Annotated in this window: 16 protein-coding genes; 13 read left to right on the top strand and 3 right to left on the bottom strand. The window is 46.4% G+C overall.

All coding sequences use genetic code 11. The features are described from left to right. Nucleotide 1: 1 nt before the first annotated feature. On the bottom strand, nt 2-508 hold the full coding sequence (locus B2U97_RS12365; protein ID WP_286822950.1) for a DUF2062 domain-containing protein: 507 nt from the start codon (nt 506-508) through the stop codon (nt 2-4). A 50-nt stretch (nt 509-558) separates the two neighbouring features. Here B2U97_RS12365 and B2U97_RS12360 point away from each other — a divergent pair, with 50 nt between their 5' ends. The 5 genes from B2U97_RS12360 to kdsB are packed head-to-tail and all read left to right on the top strand — an operon-like array spanning nt 559 to nt 6,571. After that, complete coding sequence (locus B2U97_RS12360) at nt 559-2,856, top strand: DNA internalization-related competence protein ComEC/Rec2 (RefSeq protein ID WP_286822949.1); 2,298 nt, start codon at nt 559-561, stop codon at nt 2,854-2,856. 35 nt (nt 2,857-2,891) lie between these two features. Next, complete coding sequence (gene msbA, locus B2U97_RS12355; protein WP_286822948.1) at nt 2,892-4,640, top strand: lipid A export permease/ATP-binding protein MsbA; 1,749 nt, start codon at nt 2,892-2,894, stop codon at nt 4,638-4,640. After that, nucleotides 4,640-5,629, top strand: a complete 990-nt coding sequence (lpxK, locus tag B2U97_RS12350; RefSeq protein ID WP_286822947.1) for a tetraacyldisaccharide 4'-kinase — start codon at nt 4,640-4,642, stop codon at nt 5,627-5,629. Before msbA ends, lpxK begins: the two co-directional genes overlap by 1 nt. Further along, on the top strand, nt 5,616-5,813 hold the full coding sequence (locus B2U97_RS12345) for a Trm112 family protein (RefSeq protein WP_286822946.1): 198 nt from the start codon (nt 5,616-5,618) through the stop codon (nt 5,811-5,813). Before lpxK ends, B2U97_RS12345 begins: the two co-directional genes overlap by 14 nt. Continuing rightward, nucleotides 5,810-6,571 carry a 3-deoxy-manno-octulosonate cytidylyltransferase gene (gene kdsB / locus B2U97_RS12340; protein ID WP_286822945.1) on the top strand — a complete coding sequence of 254 codons (762 nt, stop codon included), beginning with the start codon at nt 5,810-5,812 and terminating at the stop codon, nt 6,569-6,571. Before B2U97_RS12345 ends, kdsB begins: the two co-directional genes overlap by 4 nt. On the opposite strand, the gene B2U97_RS12335 is transcribed toward kdsB, so the two are convergent. Together B2U97_RS12335 and gltA are read right to left on the bottom strand one after the other, a co-directional pair. Then, the gene (locus B2U97_RS12335) at nt 6,568-7,914 is read right to left on the bottom strand and encodes a KamA family radical SAM protein (RefSeq protein WP_286822944.1); all 1,347 of its coding nucleotides are present in this window, start codon (nt 7,912-7,914) and stop codon (nt 6,568-6,570) included. The genes kdsB and B2U97_RS12335 overlap by 4 nt on opposite strands. A 216-nt stretch (nt 7,915-8,130) precedes the next feature. Further along, nucleotides 8,131-9,411: a citrate synthase gene (gene gltA / locus B2U97_RS12330; RefSeq protein WP_011234751.1), complete on the bottom strand. Its 1,281-nt coding sequence runs from the start codon at nt 9,409-9,411 to the stop codon at nt 8,131-8,133. Between the two features lie 326 nt (nt 9,412-9,737). Between gltA and sdhC the strand changes: the two genes are divergently transcribed. The 8 genes from sdhC (at nt 9,738) to sucD (ending at nt 19,615) form a co-directional block, all read left to right on the top strand. Further along, nucleotides 9,738-10,112 carry a succinate dehydrogenase, cytochrome b556 subunit gene (gene sdhC, locus B2U97_RS12325; RefSeq protein WP_011234750.1) on the top strand — a complete coding sequence of 125 codons (375 nt, stop codon included), beginning with the start codon at nt 9,738-9,740 and terminating at the stop codon, nt 10,110-10,112. Then, the gene (gene sdhD, locus B2U97_RS12320; protein ID WP_011234749.1) at nt 10,106-10,453 is read left to right on the top strand and encodes a succinate dehydrogenase, hydrophobic membrane anchor protein; all 348 of its coding nucleotides are present in this window, start codon (nt 10,106-10,108) and stop codon (nt 10,451-10,453) included. The genes sdhC and sdhD overlap by 7 nt, the downstream gene beginning before the upstream one ends. Next, entirely contained in the window at nt 10,454-12,220 is a 1,767-nt protein-coding gene (sdhA, locus tag B2U97_RS12315; protein ID WP_011234748.1) for a succinate dehydrogenase flavoprotein subunit, read from the top strand. A gap of 12 nt (nt 12,221-12,232) precedes the next feature. Continuing rightward, nucleotides 12,233-12,946 carry a succinate dehydrogenase iron-sulfur subunit gene (locus B2U97_RS12310; protein WP_034821292.1) on the top strand — a complete coding sequence of 238 codons (714 nt, stop codon included), beginning with the start codon at nt 12,233-12,235 and terminating at the stop codon, nt 12,944-12,946. A 110-nt stretch (nt 12,947-13,056) separates the two neighbouring features. Beyond that, nucleotides 13,057-15,864, top strand: coding sequence for a 2-oxoglutarate dehydrogenase E1 component (locus B2U97_RS12305; RefSeq protein ID WP_110013278.1), 2,808 nt, complete (start codon nt 13,057-13,059; stop codon nt 15,862-15,864). Between the two features lie 13 nt (nt 15,865-15,877). Beyond that, nucleotides 15,878-17,440: a 2-oxoglutarate dehydrogenase complex dihydrolipoyllysine-residue succinyltransferase gene (gene odhB, locus B2U97_RS12300; protein WP_286822943.1), complete on the top strand. Its 1,563-nt coding sequence runs from the start codon at nt 15,878-15,880 to the stop codon at nt 17,438-17,440. A gap of 136 nt (nt 17,441-17,576) precedes the next feature. Beyond that, nucleotides 17,577-18,743, top strand: a complete 1,167-nt coding sequence (sucC, locus tag B2U97_RS12295) for an ADP-forming succinate--CoA ligase subunit beta (protein WP_011234744.1) — start codon at nt 17,577-17,579, stop codon at nt 18,741-18,743. Beyond that, nucleotides 18,743-19,615 (top strand): succinate--CoA ligase subunit alpha, encoded by an 873-nt coding sequence (gene sucD, locus B2U97_RS12290; RefSeq protein WP_011234743.1) that lies wholly within the window; start codon nt 18,743-18,745, stop codon nt 19,613-19,615. Before sucC ends, sucD begins: the two co-directional genes overlap by 1 nt. Nucleotides 19,616-19,675: the final 60 nt, after the last annotated feature.

The following is a 19,675-nucleotide window of genomic DNA, read 5'->3' as shown; positions in this document are numbered from 1 at the left end:
CTTAAGGGTTGCGACGGCGCCAGGCTTTGACCACAGACTGGCGCCAAAGTAAGCGAATACCGATATAACCAATAAAGCTGGATAACGTGCCAAGAATCAAACACCCAAGCAGTAATGCCGGACCGATGGTCGAAATGCTGTGCATTAACCACTCCCAGCTAAGTTCAAAAGCAAAGGGTTGTGGTGGCTCTGCCAGCAGGGCATTACCGACTAAATAGCACAGATAGAACATTGGTGGCATAGTAATAGGGTTTGAAACCCAGACAAGCCCAACCGAAAGTGGCAGGTTAACGCGAAAAGGAATTGCCGACGCTGCCGCTAATAACATTTGAAAAGGAACCGGTATAAAAGCGCAGAATAGACCGACTGCAAATGCGCCTGAAGCTGACCGTCGGTTTAAGTGCCATAAGTTTGCGTCGTGCAGAAGGCTGCCGAATAAGCGAATCGCTTTGGATTCGCGCACTTTTTGATGATCAGGCATTAAGCGTTTAATGAAGCGTCTGGCCATAATGTGACGTTTATTACCTATCCGGTTACTGCCCCAGGGAAGGAGCAACGATGGATCGTTGGTTACTGGTCTTTACCGGCGGAATATTGTCCGCCTCGTTACACTCTGACATTAAATTTTGGCTAATTGTTTCAACTATCGCTCTACTACTTTTGGCGATAGCTTATGCCTTTTTGTATTTTAGACAGAGGGAAGTAAAACAGCGAACCATCGTACTACTACTGATGGTGTTATTTTGCGGTATTTTATGGGCTAATGCCAACCTTTATTGGCAAAATTTACGCGCTGTACCTGACCGGTTGATTGACCGGGAAACTCACCTAACGCTTGTTGTAGATGAAATATCGCGTCGTTACCCTTTTCATATACGTATGACAGGCCGGGTAGAAGTTCTGGCTGGTAAAATTTTGCCATTCTGGCAGCAACCCCGGGTTCAACTGAATTGGTATAACAGCCACCATAAACAGGTGCCGAAAGCTGGTGAGCGTTGGCAACTGGAAGTGAAGTTGAAACAGGCAACTGACTATCGCAACCAGGGGAGTTTTCGATACCGGCAATACTTACTGCGCAATAATATTTATGCCTTAGGAACAGTTAAAGACAGCGAAAAACTGACTCGTTCAATCAGTTTTCGGCAGAAAATTTTTGATGGCATTAAACAAGCTGACTTATCCGAACCGGGTATATTGGCTGCATTAACGATTGGCGAACGCAGCTTGTTGACCTCTGCCACCCGTGAAATTTGGCAAAAAACGGGGTTAGCTCATAGCCTGGCTATTTCCGGCTTGCATTTGGGGATGGTTGCCGGCGCCGCTATTTTATTCTTTCGTTTTTGTTTTCACTGTTTTCCCATCAGCTTACAAACCAGAGAGCGGCTAAACATCCGACTGTGGTCGCTAGCCTTCGCGGCAATGGTGGTAACTGGTTATGCCGGCCTGGCAGATTTCTCAATATCGACTGTCAGAGCTTTAACCATGTTTCTGGTGGTTCTTCTGCATATTGTGTTAAATCTCAAATTAAATCCGCTAAGTTTATTGTTGCGAGTGGTGGCTGCGGTATTAGTGGTTGATGTTTTTGCCTGGCAGGATCCCGGTTTTTGGTTATCTGTTACTGCCGTTGCCGCACTTTTTCTTGCCAGTTGGCGCTGGAGCAAAAGTCGTGGTCGTTTCTCCGCGCTAAAAAGCCTCTGGTCAATTCAGTGGCTGCTGTTGGTGGTGATGTCTCCTTTATCATTCTTATTATTTGGTGGTTTTTCGCTTTTTGCTCCCGTCGTCAATTTGTTGGTGTTACCTGTTATCAGCTTTTGGTTATTGCCACTGGCTTTAATAGGAACGGTTTTGGCGTTGTTTGATTCTGGTTTCGCTGTCCTTTTCTGGCAATTGGCTGAATTTCCCGTTAACTATTTGAACCCACTATTGGAAGCTGTAGCGGGGCACCCGGCTAATTGGCTGGAACTGAACCAATGGCCGATAACTCGTGCTGCGCGGTTTGCTGCTTTGTTCGCACTTACTGTGGCCATGCTGTTGCCGGTAAGCCGCGGCTGGCATCGGTTAGGTCTATTACTGTGTTTGCCTGTTGCTGCTTTTTTATTTTTTAATCAACGGGACGGGAAACTGCGTCTTCATGTTCTGGACGTGGGCCAAAGTCAGGCTGTGGTGCTAGAGAAAGACGGTAAAGCCATGCTAATTGATACCGGTATTGAGTTTAACTCCGGTTTCAGTGTTGCAGAATCTGTTATTGAACCTTTCCTTAATTACCATGGTTTGCGCCCTGAGCTGGCTTTTATCAGCCATGGCGATAGAGATCATAACGGCGGCAGAGACTTTCTGATGCAAAGGTATCCTCAGTTAGAGTGGCGCGGAGATGCCAGTGATAAACCTTGTCGCGCCGGTGATACAGGTGAATGGAATAGCATGCAATGGGAGGTTCTGTGGCCAACACCTGCTTACCAGGATGCAAATCGGCTCAGTAAAAATAACCGTTCATGTGTACTACGCATCAGTTATAAAAGCTTCAGTATTTTTCTGCCCGGTGACATTGAAATGACGGCAGAGCAATTATTGCTGGAGTCTTTACATGAGTTGTCTGAAGCTAATTCCAATGTTCTGTTAATTCCACATCATGGCAGCAAAACATCGACCAGCTGGCCTCTGTTACAGGCGGTTAATGCTGACGTCTATCTTATCAGCTACGGTAAGCATAGTGGCTATGACTTTCCTCACCGCTATACACTGGAAAGGCTCTCCCGTACTCAAAAGCCCTGGTTTGGAACCAGGGACAGCGGCCAACTGACTATTGTTAGTGACGGCAACACATGGAGTTTGGAGTTACCCTTTGAAAACAGGTAGAATAGCAAAAGTGTTAATGACTTATTTGAGACTACATGGATTCTCAGCTTAAAAAAAAGACGACCTTTAAACGCTTATTAGGTTATATCAAACCTTATAAGGCAGCTTTTATCGCTGCTATCCTGTGTATGATTGGTTACTCTGCCATTGATACATTGTTCTTATCCCAAATTGAAACGTTAATAGATGACGGGTTAACAGAGCAAGACTCTAATATATTGCTTTACGGTGCCCTCTTTGTTCCTTTTATTTTCATCCTTCGTGGTTCTTTGAATGTTGCTTCCAGCTACTTCCTGCATTGGGTGGGTTTTAAAGTTGTTACCAAAATGCGGCAGCAACTGTTTGACCATATGATGAAACTGCCGGTGGGTTTCCATGACCAGCACTCAACCGGTGATTTAATTTCAAAAATAACTTATGACACGCAGCAGGTAGCAGAAGCGAGTAGCCGGGCTATTCTGGTCTTGGTGAAAGAAGGCGCGTTCGTCGTTGGTTTGTTAGGTTTGATGTTTTATCAAAGCTGGCAACTATCATTGGTATTTTTGGTGATAGGCCCTCTGGTTGCAAAAGTTGTAGGGGTTGTTTCACGTCGCTTCCGCAAAGTAAGTAGTCGTATTCAGACCGCTATGGGTAATGTAACCACAACTGCAGAGCAGATGATCAACGGCCATAAGGTTGTGATCATGCATCAGGGTCAAAAAGGTGAGTCGACACGTTTTTCGGAAATAAACAACATTACCCGTAACCAGAATATGAAGTTGGTGAACACCCGGGCTATAAGCACTTCGGTTATTCAGTTTATTGCTTCGTTAAGTCTGTCTATGGTTCTGGTTATTGCCAGTTTCCCAGAAATGCTGGGTGAGCTTTCGGCCGGTGCTTTTACTACGTTACTTACTTCTATGATCATGTTGCTGCGCCCGTTAAAGCAGTTGACTAACGTAAACAGTGATTTCCAGCGCGGTATTGCGGCTGCAACCAGCGTGTTTGCAATTCTGGACGAACCGATTGAAGTTGATAAAGGCTCGCGAGTGGTTGATCGTGCAGCAGGTGATATTGTTTTTGATGACGTGACCTTTTCTTATCAAAAAGATGATGAACCTGCGTTAGAGCACATTAATTTTAAAGTTGATCAGGGCAAAACCGTGGCGCTGGTGGGCCGTTCAGGTAGTGGTAAGTCGACAATATCGAACTTGCTTACGCGGTTCTACGATGTAGAGCAGGGCAGCATTCTGCTTGATGGCCATAATATTAACGATTATAAACTGAAATGCTTAAGGCGTCAGTTTGCGCTGGTGTCTCAGCATGTAACCTTGTTTAACGACACCATAGCAAACAACATTGCTTACGGCGCTTCAAAAGATGTATCACGTGAAAATATTATTAAAGCCGCTGAGCAAGCTTACGTTACTGAGTTCACCGACAGCATGCCGAAAGGTCTGGATACTATGGTGGGCGAGAATGGGGTGATGTTATCCGGTGGTCAGCGTCAGCGTATAGCCATAGCCCGTGCACTATTACAAGACGCGCCTATTCTGATACTGGATGAAGCGACATCGGCGCTGGATACTGAGTCCGAGCGTCATATTCAGGATGCCCTGGGAACCTTACGTAAAAACCGTACCGCTATTGTCATTGCGCACCGTTTATCGACCATTGAAAATGCTGATGAGATTTTAGTCATGGACAATGGTGAGATTATTGAACGCGGTACACACCAGCAATTGCTTGATCAGGAAGGTGCATATTTTCAGCTGCATAACTTGCAGTTTAGTGGGGGCGCCTAATGTGGCTTCAAAAGCAGTGGTATAAAGCCAGGCTGCACCCTTTACTGTTTTTGCTCACACCACTGTCGCTGGTGTTTTGGCTGGTAACAAATTTGCGTCGCAGTTTTTATGCTTTTGGCCTAATGTCTCGCTATAAAGCCGATGTTCCGGTCATAGTGGTGGGGAACATTAGCGTGGGCGGCACTGGCAAAACACCTATGGTTGTGGCCTTAAGCCAATGGCTCAAAGATGAGGGCTGGAATCCGGGCATTATCAGTCGTGGTTACGGTGCAAAAGGGCCTTTTCCTTACGAGGTTTTAGATAGCGACTCTCCGGAAAAAGCCGGTGATGAACCTTTACTCATGCGTCGTCGCACTGGCTGCCCTGTTGTTATTGCACCAAAGCGGGCTCAGGCCGCAAAGCTTATGGCGGAACAACACCCCAAAGTAAACGTTATTATTTGTGATGACGGGCTACAGCATTACGCACTCAAACGCGACATTGAATTAATTATGATAGACGCTGAGCGAGGAACCGGAAATGGATGGTTATTGCCTGCGGGCCCATTACGGGAAGGCCCATGGCGTCTGAAAGGTGCGGACTGGGTTATTTCTAACTATGGTCGCCATGCATTCGCCCGGCATGTAGTGGACGTCGAGCCTGGCAACTGGTACCGGGTTGATAATAACGAGCAAGTTGAATTGAAAACCGAGAGCAAATTTAATGCCGTGGCTGGTATTGGTTATCCGCAGCGATTTTTTAACTCGCTAATTGAACAGAGTATTGAACTGGAGAACAGTCAGGGCTTTGCGGATCATCACGCTTTTAGCCAACAGGACTTTTCTAACCTGACCAGTAACCCTATATTAATGACAGAAAAAGATGCCGGTAAATGCCACTCTTTTGCGCAAGCTGACTGGTATTACCAAACAATTGAAGCGAAGCTGCCCGAAGTGATGAAAACTAACTTATTGGCAGAGCTCGAAAGGAAGAAAAATGGCCATCGATAAAACAACATTAGCAATATTGGCGTGTCCAAAGTGTAAAGGGAAACTGACCTATTACGCCGATAAAGACGAGCTAGTATGCCGCGGAGAACGCCTCGCATACCCAATAGACGAGAATATTCCCGTGCTTATAGCGGATAAGGCTCGCGAGTTATCTTCAGATGAGTTAGAAAAGGTTCCTTCATGAGTTTTACCGTTGTCATTCCCGCCCGTTACGGTTCAAGCCGTTTGCCGGGCAAACCTTTAGCCGATATTGCCGGTAAGCCGATGATTCAGCATGTGGTTGAGCGAGCTGAGGCTAGTGGCGCTGCCGAAGTCATAGTTGCTACCGATGATATGCGGATTAAAGAGGGTGTTGATAAGTTTGGTGGTCGTGTAATGATGACCTCAAGTGAACACTCCTCGGGCACGGAACGTTTGGCTGAGGTTATCGAGCAATTGGCTCTGGCAGAAAACGAAGTGGTGGTTAATGTACAGGGTGATGAACCCTTTATTCCGCCTGAAATTATTCGACAGGTTGCCGATAATTTAGCGAATCAACGGCAGGCACCTATGGCGACGCTGGCCGTGCCTATTACTGACGCTGAAGATATTTTTAACCCGAATACAGTAAAAGTGGTTACCGATGCTGCGGGTTATGCGCTGTATTTTAGCCGCGCCGCAGTTCCCTGGGACAGAGAGCATTTTTCTGCAGACCGGACGACAGATGTGGTTACTGAGCATTATCATCGTCACATTGGTATTTATGCTTATCGCGCAGGTTTTGTCAGACGTTATGTTGAATGGGAGCCAAGCCCTATTGAACAGCTTGAGTCGTTAGAACAATTGCGGGTGCTTTGGCACGGAGAGCGTATTCATGTCGCTGAAGCTATTCTCGCACCGGCTACAGGCATTGATACTGAAGAGGACCTGCAGCGGGCACGAAAACTGGCAGGCGATGGTTAATCCATCGCCGACATTTTTGAATACTCATCTTCGAAAAAGAATTTTTCTTCACCAAAAGCTGGTTTTAAGTGATGCAGCCAGGTGGCATCTGGATCATATTTAGCGAAGAAGGGGCGTTGTACCCAGTCTGGATTGCGTCCCTGGATAAAGCGTAAGGCAAAGACTTTCTCACCAGCAATTTCGGTAACACCCTGAACTTCTACTTTCCCCGGGCCTGCACTCATCGAAGGGCCTCGCACGGTACGAGCTATACCCGAAACCTGCTGATACGCTTTTTGGAAAATTTCCCAGGTACGCTCCAGCGGCACTTCAAAGTAACGTTTTGCTCCGGTATCCCGTTCGACAAACATGTAATAAGGGATTAATCCGAGTTGTACCTGCTTCTCCCACATAGAAGCCCAGACATCCGGGTCGTCATTAATGTGTTTGAGTAAAGGAGCCTGACAGCGGATTTGAACACCTGTAGCGCGCAGACGACGAATGGCCTCCTGACACACTTCAGTGCGTAATTCATTCGGGTGGTTTAAATGCGCCATTATCGACACATGCTTGCCACCAGCAACTAAGCGCTCTAATAAACGAAGTAAATCGTCCGCGTCGGGGTCGGTGATAAAGCGATATGGCCAAAAGGTTAATGATTTAGTGCCGATGCGTATGGTTTTAATGTGCTCGAATTCAGGTTGCAGTAAACCTTCTAAGTAATGAGCCAGCTTGCGCGTGCGCATAACCATAGGGTCGCCGCCAGTCACCAGCAAGTCAGTAACTTCTTTGTGCTGAGCCAGATAGCGGTGCAATTGATCCGCGTCATTTGAATTAAAGCGGGTAGCTTTACCGACAAATTGCGCCCAACGGAAGCAGAAAGTGCAGTAAGAATGGCAGTACTGCCCCTGAGCCGGGAAAAAGAGCACCGTTTCGCGGTACTTATGCTGCATGCCCGGCAAAGGCTCACCGTCAACATGCGGCACATTCATTTGCATTTGTCCGGCAGGGTGAGGGTTCATTTCATCGCGTAGCTGAGTCGCCAAATCAAACACTTCATTGGTGGTGTGCTTGCCTGACATTAGGTCTGCCATGCGCTGGTACGCAGAAGGCTCCAGCATATCTTTTTGCGGGAAAGTTAGCTGAAACAGCGGGTCATTGGGTACATTTTCCCAGTCAATCAGTTCGTTAAATACATATTCATTAACTCTGAATGGCAGTACATTAGCGACGACTTTCATTTCAAAACGCATGTCATCAGGAACTTTCTTTAACGCCTCAATTTTATCTAACTGGCGATGCTGATATACCTTGAATTTACGTGGTGTAATGATGGGTTGTTGTACATTGACTACTTGCTGCATAAGCCTCTCTGTAATTATCTGCAACCTGCTAAAGCACGTTGAAAATGAATTTGTCTGTCAGCTCTCTCTTTGGCGACCAACGAAATGCGACGTAGTATAAAGAATTTAAGGCTTCGTTGCACGTTCTGTAAGGTGTGAAAAGCAATGTACTCAAACTAATTAAGAGCGGGCATAAAAAAAGGCGCTCAACCGAGCGCCTTCTTAACTCAAACCAATTTATTTTTTAATTGGTGAAAACTCGCGTTTTGTATAACCAGTATATAACTGACGAGGACGACCAATTTTCTGGTTTTCTTCGCCCATCATTTCGTGCCAGTGAGAAACCCAGCCGACAGTACGTGACAGCGCAAAGATAACGGTGAACATATTGGTAGGAATACCAATAGCTTTCAGTACGATACCTGAGTAGAAGTCAACGTTAGGGAAGAGTTTCTTTTCAATGAAGTAGTCGTCTTCCAGAGCGATACGCTCCAGTTCCATTGCGACGTCAAGTAATGGATCATCACGATCCAATTCTTTCAGTACTTCGTGGCAAGATTCACGCATTACCGTTGCACGAGGGTCGGTGTTTTTGTATACACGGTGACCAAAGCCCATTAGACGGAAAGGATCGTCTTTGTCTTTTGCTTTCTCAATATATTTTGGAATGTTTTCAACAGAACCAATTTCAGCCAGCATACGCAAGCAAGCTTCGTTTGCACCACCATGGGCTGGTCCCCATAAAGACGCAACACCCGCAGCGATACATGCGTAAGGGTTAGCACCAGAAGAACCGGCAAGGCGTACTGTTGACGTTGATGCGTTTTGCTCGTGGTCAGCATGCAAAGTAAAGATGCGATCCATAGCGCGAGCTACCGCAGGGCTTATTTTGTAGTCTTCCGCAGGAACCGAGAACATCATGTTCAGGAAGTTTTCTGCATAACCTAAGTCGTTACGTGGGTAAACGAAAGGTTGACCAATGCTGAATTTATAAGCCATTGCTGCAATTGTTGGAATTTTTGCAATCAGACGGTAAGCACTACGTAAACGTTGGTTTTCATCGTGAATCTCCAGATCATCATGATAGAACGATGATAAAGCTCCCGTTACGGCACATAACATTGCCATAGGGTGAGCATCACGACGGAAACCATTAAAGAAATTGTGAATTCCCTGATGCACCATAGTGTGCTTAGTAATGGTGTTTTTGAATTCATGGTATTGCTTTTCGGTAGGAGCTTCGCCGTGCAACAACATGTAGCAAACTTCTAAGTAATCTGCTTTAGTTGCTAACTCACCAATAGGGTAACCGCGGTGCAGTAAAACGCCGTTTTCACCATCTATATAGGTGATAGCCGACTCGCAAGAGCCTGTAGCCAGAAACCCCGGGTCAAAAGTAAAATAACCATGTTTTCCCAGAGTTCGGACGTCAACTACATCCTTTCCTGCCGTTGGTGATAGTACCGGCAATTCAATGGATTGGCCGTCAATCTGTAAAGTGGCTTTACGATCAGCCATAAGGAATTCTCCTCGCTATCTACTTTGAAAAAGTGCGCTAATTTAACTCGATCATGCCCGTAAATGTCAATTTTAATCGGGGAACATGAACCAATTATAGCGAAATATACGTAATAAACATGACGAAAAGATTACTCAGATTGAAGAATTATCTTGTTAGGTTAGACTTTAGTAGTAAAGCGTATTTTAGTCAGCGTTCAAATCTGAGTTTGTCGTTGTAATTAATAGCTTAGCTAGATATACTTTGCGCCGTATTGGTGGCATGTTTCTGTGTCGCGCAAACGAAAATTGCATTTCTTTTGTGCTTTATTAAAAGGCAATCTATCGTGAAAAAAGAAAGACCTGTTAATTTAGACTTATCAACTATCAAGCTTCCTGCCGCTGCCAAAGCATCCATACTGCATCGTATTTCCGGTGTTGCTATGCTGTTCTCTCTGGCTTTTCTAATTTGGGCTTTTGCCGTGTCACTTAGTGGCCCTGAAGGCTTTGCTCAAATCGAGAGTATCATGACCAGCTTTATCGCTAAATTTATTGGCTGGGGTATTTTGACAGCGCTAGGATTTCACTTAATCATTGGTCTGCGTCACTTAGTAATGGACATGGGCTACTGGGAAGAACTCGATTCCGGAAGAATCAGCGCAATTGTCTCAATTGCTCTTTCTGTGATCTTTTCCGTATTAGTAGGAGTTTGGCTATGGTAACAGCAGCAGCTACTTTTGGTCGTAGCGGTTCTCATGACTTTATTTTATTGAGAGCCAGCGCGATTGTAATGGTTCTATATTCACTGTTCATGGCTGGGTTCTTCCTTTCTACGCCAGATGTAACTTATCAAGTGTGGAGTGGGTTGTTTGCCAACATTTGGATGAAAGTGTTCACTATGCTGGCCTTATCTTCTGTGTTAATTCACGGCTGGATTGGCATTTGGCAAGTATCAACAGACTACGTGAAAGCGTCCGGTCTCAGAGCTTTTATCCAACTGGTTTTCAGCGTTGGTCTGATCGCTGTTTGGCTCACTGGCTTATTCGTACTGTGGGGTGTTTAAGTGACTGTTAAAACTTTAGAATATGATGCAGTGGTGATTGGTGCTGGCGGTGCCGGCATGCGAGCAGCACTGCAAATTTCCCAAGAGGGATTGAGCTGCGCGTTGATGTCCAAAGTGTTTCCAACACGCTCTCACACAGTTTCTGCTCAGGGTGGTATTACCGTAGCATTAGGTAATGCGCATGAAGATAACTGGGAATGGCACATGTTCGATACCGTTAAAGGTTCGGACTATATTGGTGACCAGGACGCTATCGAATACATGTGTAAAGCTGGCCCTGAAGCTATTTTAGAAATGGAAAACTTAGGTTTACCATTCTCGCGTTTTGAAAACGGCAAAGTTTATCAACGTCCATTTGGTGGTCAGTCGAAGAACTTTGGTGGCGAGCAGGCTGCTCGTACTGCCGCTGCAGCTGACCGTACCGGTCACGCTTTGCTGCATTTGCTTTATCAGCAAAACGTGAAGAAAAAAACCACCGTATTTTCAGAATGGTACGCGCTGGATATCGTTAAGAACCAAGACGGCGAAGTTTGTGGTGTAACCACCATGGATATCGAAAGCGGCGAAGTTTACTTTGTTAAAGCTAAGGCCGTTGTTCTTGCTACCGGCGGTGCGGGTCGTATTTATTCTTCAACGACCAATGCTCATATCAACACGGGTGATGGTATTGGTATGGCACTACGTGCCGGCGTTCCTGTACAAGATATGGAAATGTGGCAGTTCCACCCAACCGGTATTGCCGGAGCGGGCTCGCTTGTCACAGAAGGTTGTCGTGGTGAAGGCGGTTACCTGCTGAACAAAGACGGTGAACGCTTTATGGAGCGTTATGCGCCAAACGCGAAAGATTTGGCATCACGCGACGTTGTCTCCCGCGCTATGATGACTGAAATCCGTGAAGGACGTGGTTGTGAAGGCCCATGGGGTACTCACCTTAAACTGAAACTGGATCACCTGGGTAAAGAAACCCTGGAGAGTCGTTTGCCGGGTGTTTGTGACTTATCACGTACATTCGCACACGTTGATCCGGTGAAAGAACCAATTCCGGTTATTCCTACCTGTCACTATATGATGGGCGGTATTCCGACGGACGTTAATGGACAAGTCCTGACTGTTGGTGACGATGGTCAGACATCTCACGTTAAAGGCCTGTTTGCTTGTGGTGAAATTGCTTGTGTATCTGTACACGGTGCTAACCGCTTAGGCGGTAACTCACTGCTTGACCTGGTGGTATTCGGTCGTTCAACCGGTATGCACCTGGGCGAAACGCTTGCGGCTAACGTAGAAGCCAGAGAAGCAAGTAGCGACGACATTGACGCTGCACTAGCGCGTTATAATCGTTGGGAAAATACTCAGAAAGGCGAAGATCCGGCACAAATTAAGAAAGACCTGCAACAGTGCATGCAACTTAATTTCTCGGTTTTCCGCGAAGGCGATTCAATGAAAGAAGGGCTTGCTGAGCTGCGCGAAATTCGCGAACGCCTGAAAAACGCTCGTCTTGATGACACCTCTAAAGAGTTTAATACTCAGCGCGTCGAATGCCTTGAGCTAGATAACTTGATGGAAACGGCTTACTCAACTGCAGTTGCTGCCAGCTTCCGTACAGAAAGCCGCGGTGCTCACAGCCGTGCAGACTACCCGGATCGTGATGATGAGAAGTGGTTAGTACACACTGTTTATCGTCCTGAAAAGGAAGATATGGTGACGCGGGAAGTCAATATGGCGCCTAAACTGCGTGAAGCTTTCCCTCCGAAAGCTCGTACCTACTAAGTTGGAGGGTATATGAAAAAATACACATTTTCAGTTTATCGTTATAATCCTGATGTCGACAACGCGCCTCACATGAAAGAGTACACGTTGGAAGTAGAAGATAATCAGGATTTGATGGTGCTAGAAGCACTGATCAAATTGAAAGAACAAGATCCATCGCTGGCGTTCCGCCGCTCGTGCCGTGAAGGTGTTTGTGGCTCCGATGGTATGAATATTAACGGTAAAAATGGTTTGGCTTGTATCACTCACTTGTCTTCTTTGAAATCAGACAAAATTGTGATTCGTCCGCTACCAGGTTTGCCGGTCATTCGTGATTTGATTGTTGATATGAGCCAGTTCTATCAGCAGTACGAGAAAATCAAACCGTACCTTATCAACGATGACAAAACGCCACCAGCGCGTGAACGACTGCAGTCGCCGGAAGACCGTGCTAAGCTTGATGGTCTTTACGAGTGCATTTTATGTGCATGCTGTTCAACATCATGCCCATCGTTCTGGTGGAACCCGGATAAATTTGTTGGACCTGCTGGTCTGCTGCACGCTTATCGTTTCTTAATTGATAGTCGTGACACAGCAACAGACGAGCGTTTGGATGAACTCGATGATGCCTTTAGTGTATTCCGTTGTCACGGAATCATGAACTGCGTTAACGTATGTCCAAAAGGGTTGAATCCAACAAAGGCTATTGGACACATCAAATCGATGCTTTTGAGTCGCGCTGTTTAACTCGTTATATTGTCGCGCCAATTTGAACGGTTGATGTTGTGGATGGCCATCCCACAAGGATGGCTATTTTTTTATAAAAACGGTTTATCTATTCAGGTGAAGGAAACGCAATGCAAGATGGTGTAATGCGTGAATGGTTAGAAACATCGCATCTAGCCGGTGGTAACGTTGCCTACATTGAACAAATGTTTGAGGCTTATCTGGATGATCCGACGGCAGTCAGTGATGAGTGGCGTCAAATGTTCGATGCGTTGCCGAAGGATAATCACATTGTTGATACTAAGCTCAGCGATGTCCGGGAACAGTTTCGCCAGGCCGCGAAGAATAAGCTCAAGCAATCTCAAACAGGCAGTACGACTGCCGCAGATCAGAAGCAAGTTAAAGTTTTACAGCTTATCAATGCTTACCGATTCCGCGGCCATCAGCACGCCAACCTTGATCCTCTTGGTTTATGGAAACAGGAAACCGTTCCAGACCTTTCATTAAACTTCCACGATTTAAGCAAAGACGACTTGGAACGCGAGTTTAATGTCGGCTCTTTAGCTGTTGGCAAAGACACAATGAAGCTGAGTGATATTCACGAAGCGCTGGAAAATATTTATTGTGGCTCTATTGGTGCCGAATACATGCACATTGTTTCAACCGAGGAAAAACGCTGGATTCAGCAACGGTTGGAAGGTGTTCTTGGAAAGCCCAAGTTTGAAAAAGAACAACAGACTAAAATTTTAAAAGAACTGATAGCCGCTGACGGACTGGAAAAGTATCTTGGGTCAAAATTCCCGGGAGCTAAGCGCTTTTCATTAGAAGGTGGCGACAGTCTGGTTTCGTTGTTGAAAGAACTCATTTCACGCTCTGGTGAGCAGGGTGCCAAAGAAGTGGTTATTGGCATGGCTCACCGTGGTCGCTTGAACGTTTTAGTCAACGTTCTGGGTAAAAAGCCACAAGACTTATTCGACGAGTTCGCCGGTAAGCATGACAGCAGTAAAGGCTCAGGTGATGTTAAGTATCACATGGGCTTCTCTTCTGACTATGCAACGCCGGGCGGCGACGTCCACCTTGCTTTGGCCTTTAACCCGTCGCACCTGGAAATTGTAAACCCAGTTGTTATGGGTTCGGTTCGTGCACGCATGGATCGTCTGAAAGACCCGGAAGGCAAAAAAGTTCTGCCTATTACCATTCACGGTGACGCTGCTGTTGCTGGTCAGGGTGTGGTGCAAGAAACGTTCAATATGTCGCAGACACGTGCTTACCGTGTAGGCGGCTCTATCCGTATAGTGGTGAATAACCAGGTTGGTTTCACTACATCTAAACAGGAAGATGCGCGCTCCACTCAGTATTGTACTGACATTGCCAAAATGGTGCAGGCGCCAATTTTCCACGTTAATGCGGATGACCCTGAAGCCGTTGTTTTTGTCACTCAGTTAGCGCTTGATTACCGTAATGCATTCCAGCGCGACGTGGTTATTGATTTGGTTTGTTATCGCCGTCATGGACATAACGAAGCCGATGAGCCAAGTGCAACACAGCCGCTGATGTACGCAAAAGTTAAAAAACAGCCCGTTGCCCGCGAGCTTTATGGCAAGCGTCTGATAGAGAAATCGATAGTTGATGAAGACACGGCTAAGCAGTGGATGTCTGACTATCGTGATGCATTAGATAAAGGCGAAGTGGTGGTTGATGAACACCGTCCTATGCGTCAGCACTCTGTTGACTGGTCTCCCTACATAGGAAACGACTGGGACGTTGAGTACGACTACAAAGTCTCAGCAGATAAGCTGAAAGATCTGGGCGAAAAAATCACTCAGTATCCGGAAGAAGACAAGCTGAATTCCCGCGTTGAAAAAGTTTATCAAGAACGTCTGAAAATGGCGAAAGGCGATAAACCAATGGACTGGGGTTTCGCTGAAACTTTGGCTTATGCCACCTTAGTTAACGACGGCACTCATATTCGTTTGACCGGTCAGGACAGCGGCCGTGGTACCTTCTTCCACCGCCACGCGGTATTGCATAACCAAAAAGATGGTTCTACCTATATGCCACTGAACAATTTAGGTTCAGATCAGGGGCAAATTGAAATTTATGACTCAGTTTTATCAGAAGCTGCAGTTGTGGCCTTCGAATACGGTTACGCTACGGCTGAACCGCAGTCTCTGGTTATGTGGGAAGCTCAATTTGGTGATTTCGTTAACGGCGCCCAGGTTGTTATTGACCAGTTCTTAAGTTCTGGCGAGCAGAAATGGGGACGTTTATGTGGTTTAACATTGCTATTGCCGCACGGTTACGAAGGGCAGGGTCCTGAGCACAGTTCAGCCCGTCTTGAGCGTTTCCTGCAATTATCGGCCGATCACAACTGGTCAGTCTGTGTACCGACAACGCCTGCACAGGTTTTCCACATGATCCGTCGTCAGCACTTACGTCCGGTTCGCCGTCCGTTAGTTGTTATGACGCCTAAGTCATTGTTACGTCATCCGTTAGCGGTTTCAGAAATGGATGATTTAGCGGATCTTGGATTCCAGAACGCGATTGGTGAAATCGATGATCTGAATCCGAAAAAAGTAAAACGCGTGGTATTTTGCTCAGGTAAAGTCTACTACGATTTACTGAAAGAACGCCGCGAGCGTGAACAAGAAGATGTTGCCATTATTCGTATCGAACAGCTGTATCCGTTCCCTGCGGAAGAAGTGGCAGAAATTATGAAAGATTATCAGCACGTTAAAGATTTTGTCTGGTGTCAGGAAGAGCCTCAGAACCAGGGTGCATGGTATAGCAGCCAGCATCACTTCTGGGCCGCAATTCCGAAAGGAGCTCAGTTGTCTTATCGTGGTCGTAGTGCGTCAGCCGCACCGGCGGTCGGATACATTTCAGAGCACAACAAGCAGCAGCAAAACCTTGTTGACGAAGCGCTAACCATTAAATAGGTGAAGATGAACCATGGCGATTGATATTAAAGTTCCTCAATTACCCGAGTCTGTTGCAGATGCAACAATTGCAACATGGCACGTAAAACCTGGCGATAAAGTGTCTCGCGACCAGAATCTGGTTGACATCGAAACCGACAAGGTAGTGCTGGAAGTGGTTGCGGAAGCAGACGGTGTTTTGGGCGAAATTACTGCCGAAGAAGGCACTACCGTAACAGCTGAAGAAGTTATCGGAAAAATTGAAGAAGGTGACGGTGCGTCGGCATCTGACGATAAATCAGACGATAAAGACTCAGGCGACGACAAGAAGTCAGAGAAAAAAGAATCTGATTCTTCAGAAGACAAAGGCTCTGACACAAAAGGTTCTGGCGAGAAGATGGAAGTTAAAGTTCCTCAACTGCCAGAATCAGTCTCTGATGCCACTGTTTCTACCTGGCACGTTAAAGCTGGCGATGCAGTAAAACGTGACCAGAACCTGGTTGATATTGAAACCGATAAAGTGGTTCTGGAAGTGGTTGCTCCGGCTGATGGCGTTTTAGCTGAAATTAAGCACGAAGAAGGCGCGACAGTCGGTGCTGATGACGTTATCGGTATTGTCGAAGCTGGTGGGTCTGCTGGCGGTAGTTCAAGCAAGTCCGATGACAGCAAATCTGAATCTTCTTCAGAAAGTAAAGACGATGACGGTGACAACGAAGTAGCGGGTCCTGCGGTTCGTCGTTTACTTGGTGAACACGGCCTTAAGCCAAGTGACGTTAAAGGCACTGGTAAGGGCGGTCGCGTCACTAAAGAAGACGTGGAAAAACACGTGAAAGCTCAGTCTTCTAAGTCTTCGGATAGCAGCAAACAGCAGTCTTCACAGCCAGCCGTTTCAGGTGACCGTGACCAGAAACGTGTACCAATGACACGTCTGCGTAAACGTATCGCTGAGCGTCTGTTGCAAGCTAAGAACGACACCGCGATGTTGACCACGTTTAACGAAATCAACATGAAGCCAATTATGGACTTGCGTAAGAAGTACAAAGACGTGTTTGAAGAAACTCACGGCACGCGTCTTGGTTTCATGGGCTTCTACGTCAAAGCTGTAACTGAAGCACTGAAACGTTTCCCAGACGTCAACGCATCCATTGATGGCGACGATATTGTTTACCACAATTTCTTCGATATCAGCATTGCGGTATCAACGCCTCGTGGTCTGGTAACTCCAGTTCTGCGCGACACTGACCGTTTAAGCATTGCGGATATGGAAAATGGTATTCGTGACCTGGCTATCAAAGGCCGTGACGGTAAGTTAACTATGGATGAAATGCAGGGTGGTAATTTCACCATTACTAACGGTGGTGTATTTGGTTCACTGCTTTCAACGCCAATTCTGAACCCACCACAAAGCGCTATTCTGGGTATGCACAAAATCCAGGAGCGGGCGATGGTGGTAGACGGTAAGATCGAAATCTTACCGATGATGTACCTGGCTCTTTCTTATGACCATCGAATTATTGATGGTAAACAATCGGTAGGTTTCCTGGTTACCGTGAAAGAGTTATTAGAAGATCCTCAACGTCTTATCCTGGATATCTAAAGACGCTGAGAACCAGCCGCAATGCAATTTAGCTTGCGGCTGTTAATTATGCGCCGAGCAGGTTAAAATTCGGCGCGGTATTCGGGTAGGCAGCATTTTAGCTGCTTAAGTTGTTTCAACGAATCGGAAGAGCATCATGAATTTGCATGAGTATCAGGGTAAACAACTCTTTAAAGAGTTTGGTTTGCCAGTATCTGAAGGTTATGCCTGCGACACTGCTGATGAAGCGGTAGAAGCGGCAAAACGTATTGGTGGCGACATTTGGGTTGTCAAATGTCAGGTTCACGCTGGTGGCCGCGGTAAAGCGGGTGGCGTGAAATTAGTGAAAAGTTTAGACGACGTTCGCGCATTTGCTGAGCAGTGGTTAGGTAAAAACTTAGTAACTTTCCAGACCGACGAGAAAGGTCAGCCGGTTGCTAAGATTTTAGTTGAAAGCTGCACTGACATTGCAGACGAGCTTTACTTAGGTGCAGTTGTTGACCGTGCTTCACGCAAAATCGTGTTCATGGCATCAACCGAAGGCGGCGTAGAAATTGAAACCGTTGCTGAAGAAACACCTGAGAAAATCTTGAAAGCTGAAATTGACCCTACGGTTGGCGCGCAGCCATACCAAGGTCGCGAACTAGGCTTTAAACTGGGTCTGACTCCAGACCAGGTTAAGCAGTTCACTAAGGTCTTCATGGGCCTGGCGAAAATGTTCGAACAGTACGACTTAGCACTGTTAGAAATTAACCCATTGGTTATCACTGACGAAGGCAACGTTCACTGTCTGGATGCGAAAGTTGGCATCGACAGCAACGCATTGTACCGTCAGCCTAAAATCCGTGAAATGCACGATCCGTCACAAGACGACGCGCGTGAAGCAGAAGCGGCTAAATGGGAACTGAACTACGTAGCACTAGACGGCAACATTGGTTGCATGGTTAACGGTGCTGGTTTGGCGATGGGTACTATGGACATCGTTAAACTGAGTGGCGGCGAACCAGCTAACTTCCTTGACGTTGGTGGCGGCGCGACAAAAGAACGTGTTTCTGAAGCGTTCAAAATTATCCTGTCAGACAGCTCTGTTAAAGCCGTATTGGTTAACATCTTCGGTGGTATCGTACGTTGCGATATGATTGCTGAAGGTATTATCGGCGCTGTTGAAGAAGTGGGTGTTAAAGTTCCAGTTATTGTTCGCCTTGAAGGTAACAACGCTGAACTGGGTACCCAGAAATTGAACGAAAGTGGCCTGAACATTATCGCTGCAGAGAGCTTATCTGATGCTGCCGATAAAGTGGTTGCTGCGGCAGGAGGTCAATAATGAGCATTTTGATCGATAAAAATACCAAAGTTATCTGCCAGGGCTTTACTGGCGGTCAGGGTACTTTCCACTCTGAACAAGCTATTGCTTACGGTACGCAAATGGTTGGCGGTGTTACACCTGGTAAAGGTGGTCAAGAGCACTTAGGTCTGCCTGTATTCAATACTGTAAGAGAAGCTGTAGAAGCAACTGGCGCAACTGCTTCAGTTATCTACGTACCAGCTCCTTTCTGTAAAGATTCAATCATCGAAGCAGCAGACGCTGGTATCGAACTGATTGTTTGTATTACTGAAGGCATTCCTACACTGGATATGCTGTACGTTAAAGAATATCTGACGCACAAAGGCGTGCGCATGATCGGTCCAAACTGCCCGGGTGTTATCACTCCGGACGAGTGCAAAATCGGTATCATGCCTGGTCACATCCACAAGAAAGGTAAAGTGGGTATCGTGTCACGTTCAGGTACATTAACGTATGAAGCGGTTAAGCAGACTACTGACGCTGGTTTTGGTCAGTCTAGCTGTGTTGGTATCGGTGGCGACCCTATCCCGGGTTCTAACTTCATCGATATTCTGGAACTGTTCGAGAAAGATCCAGAAACCGAAGCTATCGTTATGATCGGTGAAATCGGCGGAACAGCAGAAGAAGAAGCGGCAGAGTACATTAAAAACAATGTATCTAAGCCGGTTGTTTCTTACATTGCTGGTGTTACTGCTCCTCCGGGCAAACGTATGGGCCACGCTGGTGCCATCATTGCCGGCGGTAAAGGTACTGCTGACGAGAAATTTGCTGCACTTGAAGCCGCAGGCGTTAAAACTGTACGCAGCCTGGCCGATATCGGCAAAGCTGTAGCAGAGAAAACTGGCTGGTAATAACTGCCAACGCTTAAACAAAACCCGGCCTTCGAGCCTAATGCTTGTCAGTTAAGCTAA

It is taken from the genome of Idiomarina sp. UBA3176 (assembly GCF_002364295.1).
GTDB lineage: Bacteria > Pseudomonadota > Gammaproteobacteria > Enterobacterales > Alteromonadaceae > Idiomarina > Idiomarina loihiensis.
Note: the sequence above shows the minus strand (reverse complement) of the source record. Positions and strands in the feature narration are given on the sequence as shown.

Bases quoted from the DNA above. Each gene is read 5' to 3' on its own strand.
- B2U97_RS12365 (WP_286822950.1), bottom strand. From the start codon at position 508: ATGGCCAGACGCTTCATTAAACGCTTAATGCCTGATCATCAAAAAGTG.
- B2U97_RS12360 (WP_286822949.1), top strand. From the start codon at position 559: ATGGATCGTTGGTTACTGGTCTTTACCGGCGGAATATTGTCCGCCTCG.
- msbA (WP_286822948.1), top strand. From the start codon at position 2,892: ATGGATTCTCAGCTTAAAAAAAAGACGACCTTTAAACGCTTATTAGGT.
- lpxK (WP_286822947.1), top strand. From the start codon at position 4,640: ATGTGGCTTCAAAAGCAGTGGTATAAAGCCAGGCTGCACCCTTTACTG.
- B2U97_RS12345 (WP_286822946.1), top strand. From the start codon at position 5,616: ATGGCCATCGATAAAACAACATTAGCAATATTGGCGTGTCCAAAGTGT.
- kdsB (WP_286822945.1), top strand. From the start codon at position 5,810: ATGAGTTTTACCGTTGTCATTCCCGCCCGTTACGGTTCAAGCCGTTTG.
- B2U97_RS12335 (WP_286822944.1), bottom strand. From the start codon at position 7,914: ATGCAGCAAGTAGTCAATGTACAACAACCCATCATTACACCACGTAAA.
- gltA (WP_011234751.1), bottom strand. From the start codon at position 9,411: ATGGCTGATCGTAAAGCCACTTTACAGATTGACGGCCAATCCATTGAA.
- sdhD (WP_011234749.1), top strand. From the start codon at position 10,106: ATGGTAACAGCAGCAGCTACTTTTGGTCGTAGCGGTTCTCATGACTTT.
- B2U97_RS12310 (WP_034821292.1), top strand. From the start codon at position 12,233: ATGAAAAAATACACATTTTCAGTTTATCGTTATAATCCTGATGTCGAC.
- B2U97_RS12305 (WP_110013278.1), top strand. From the start codon at position 13,057: ATGCAAGATGGTGTAATGCGTGAATGGTTAGAAACATCGCATCTAGCC.
- odhB (WP_286822943.1), top strand. From the start codon at position 15,878: ATGGCGATTGATATTAAAGTTCCTCAATTACCCGAGTCTGTTGCAGAT.
- sucC (WP_011234744.1), top strand. From the start codon at position 17,577: ATGAATTTGCATGAGTATCAGGGTAAACAACTCTTTAAAGAGTTTGGT.
- sucD (WP_011234743.1), top strand. From the start codon at position 18,743: ATGAGCATTTTGATCGATAAAAATACCAAAGTTATCTGCCAGGGCTTT.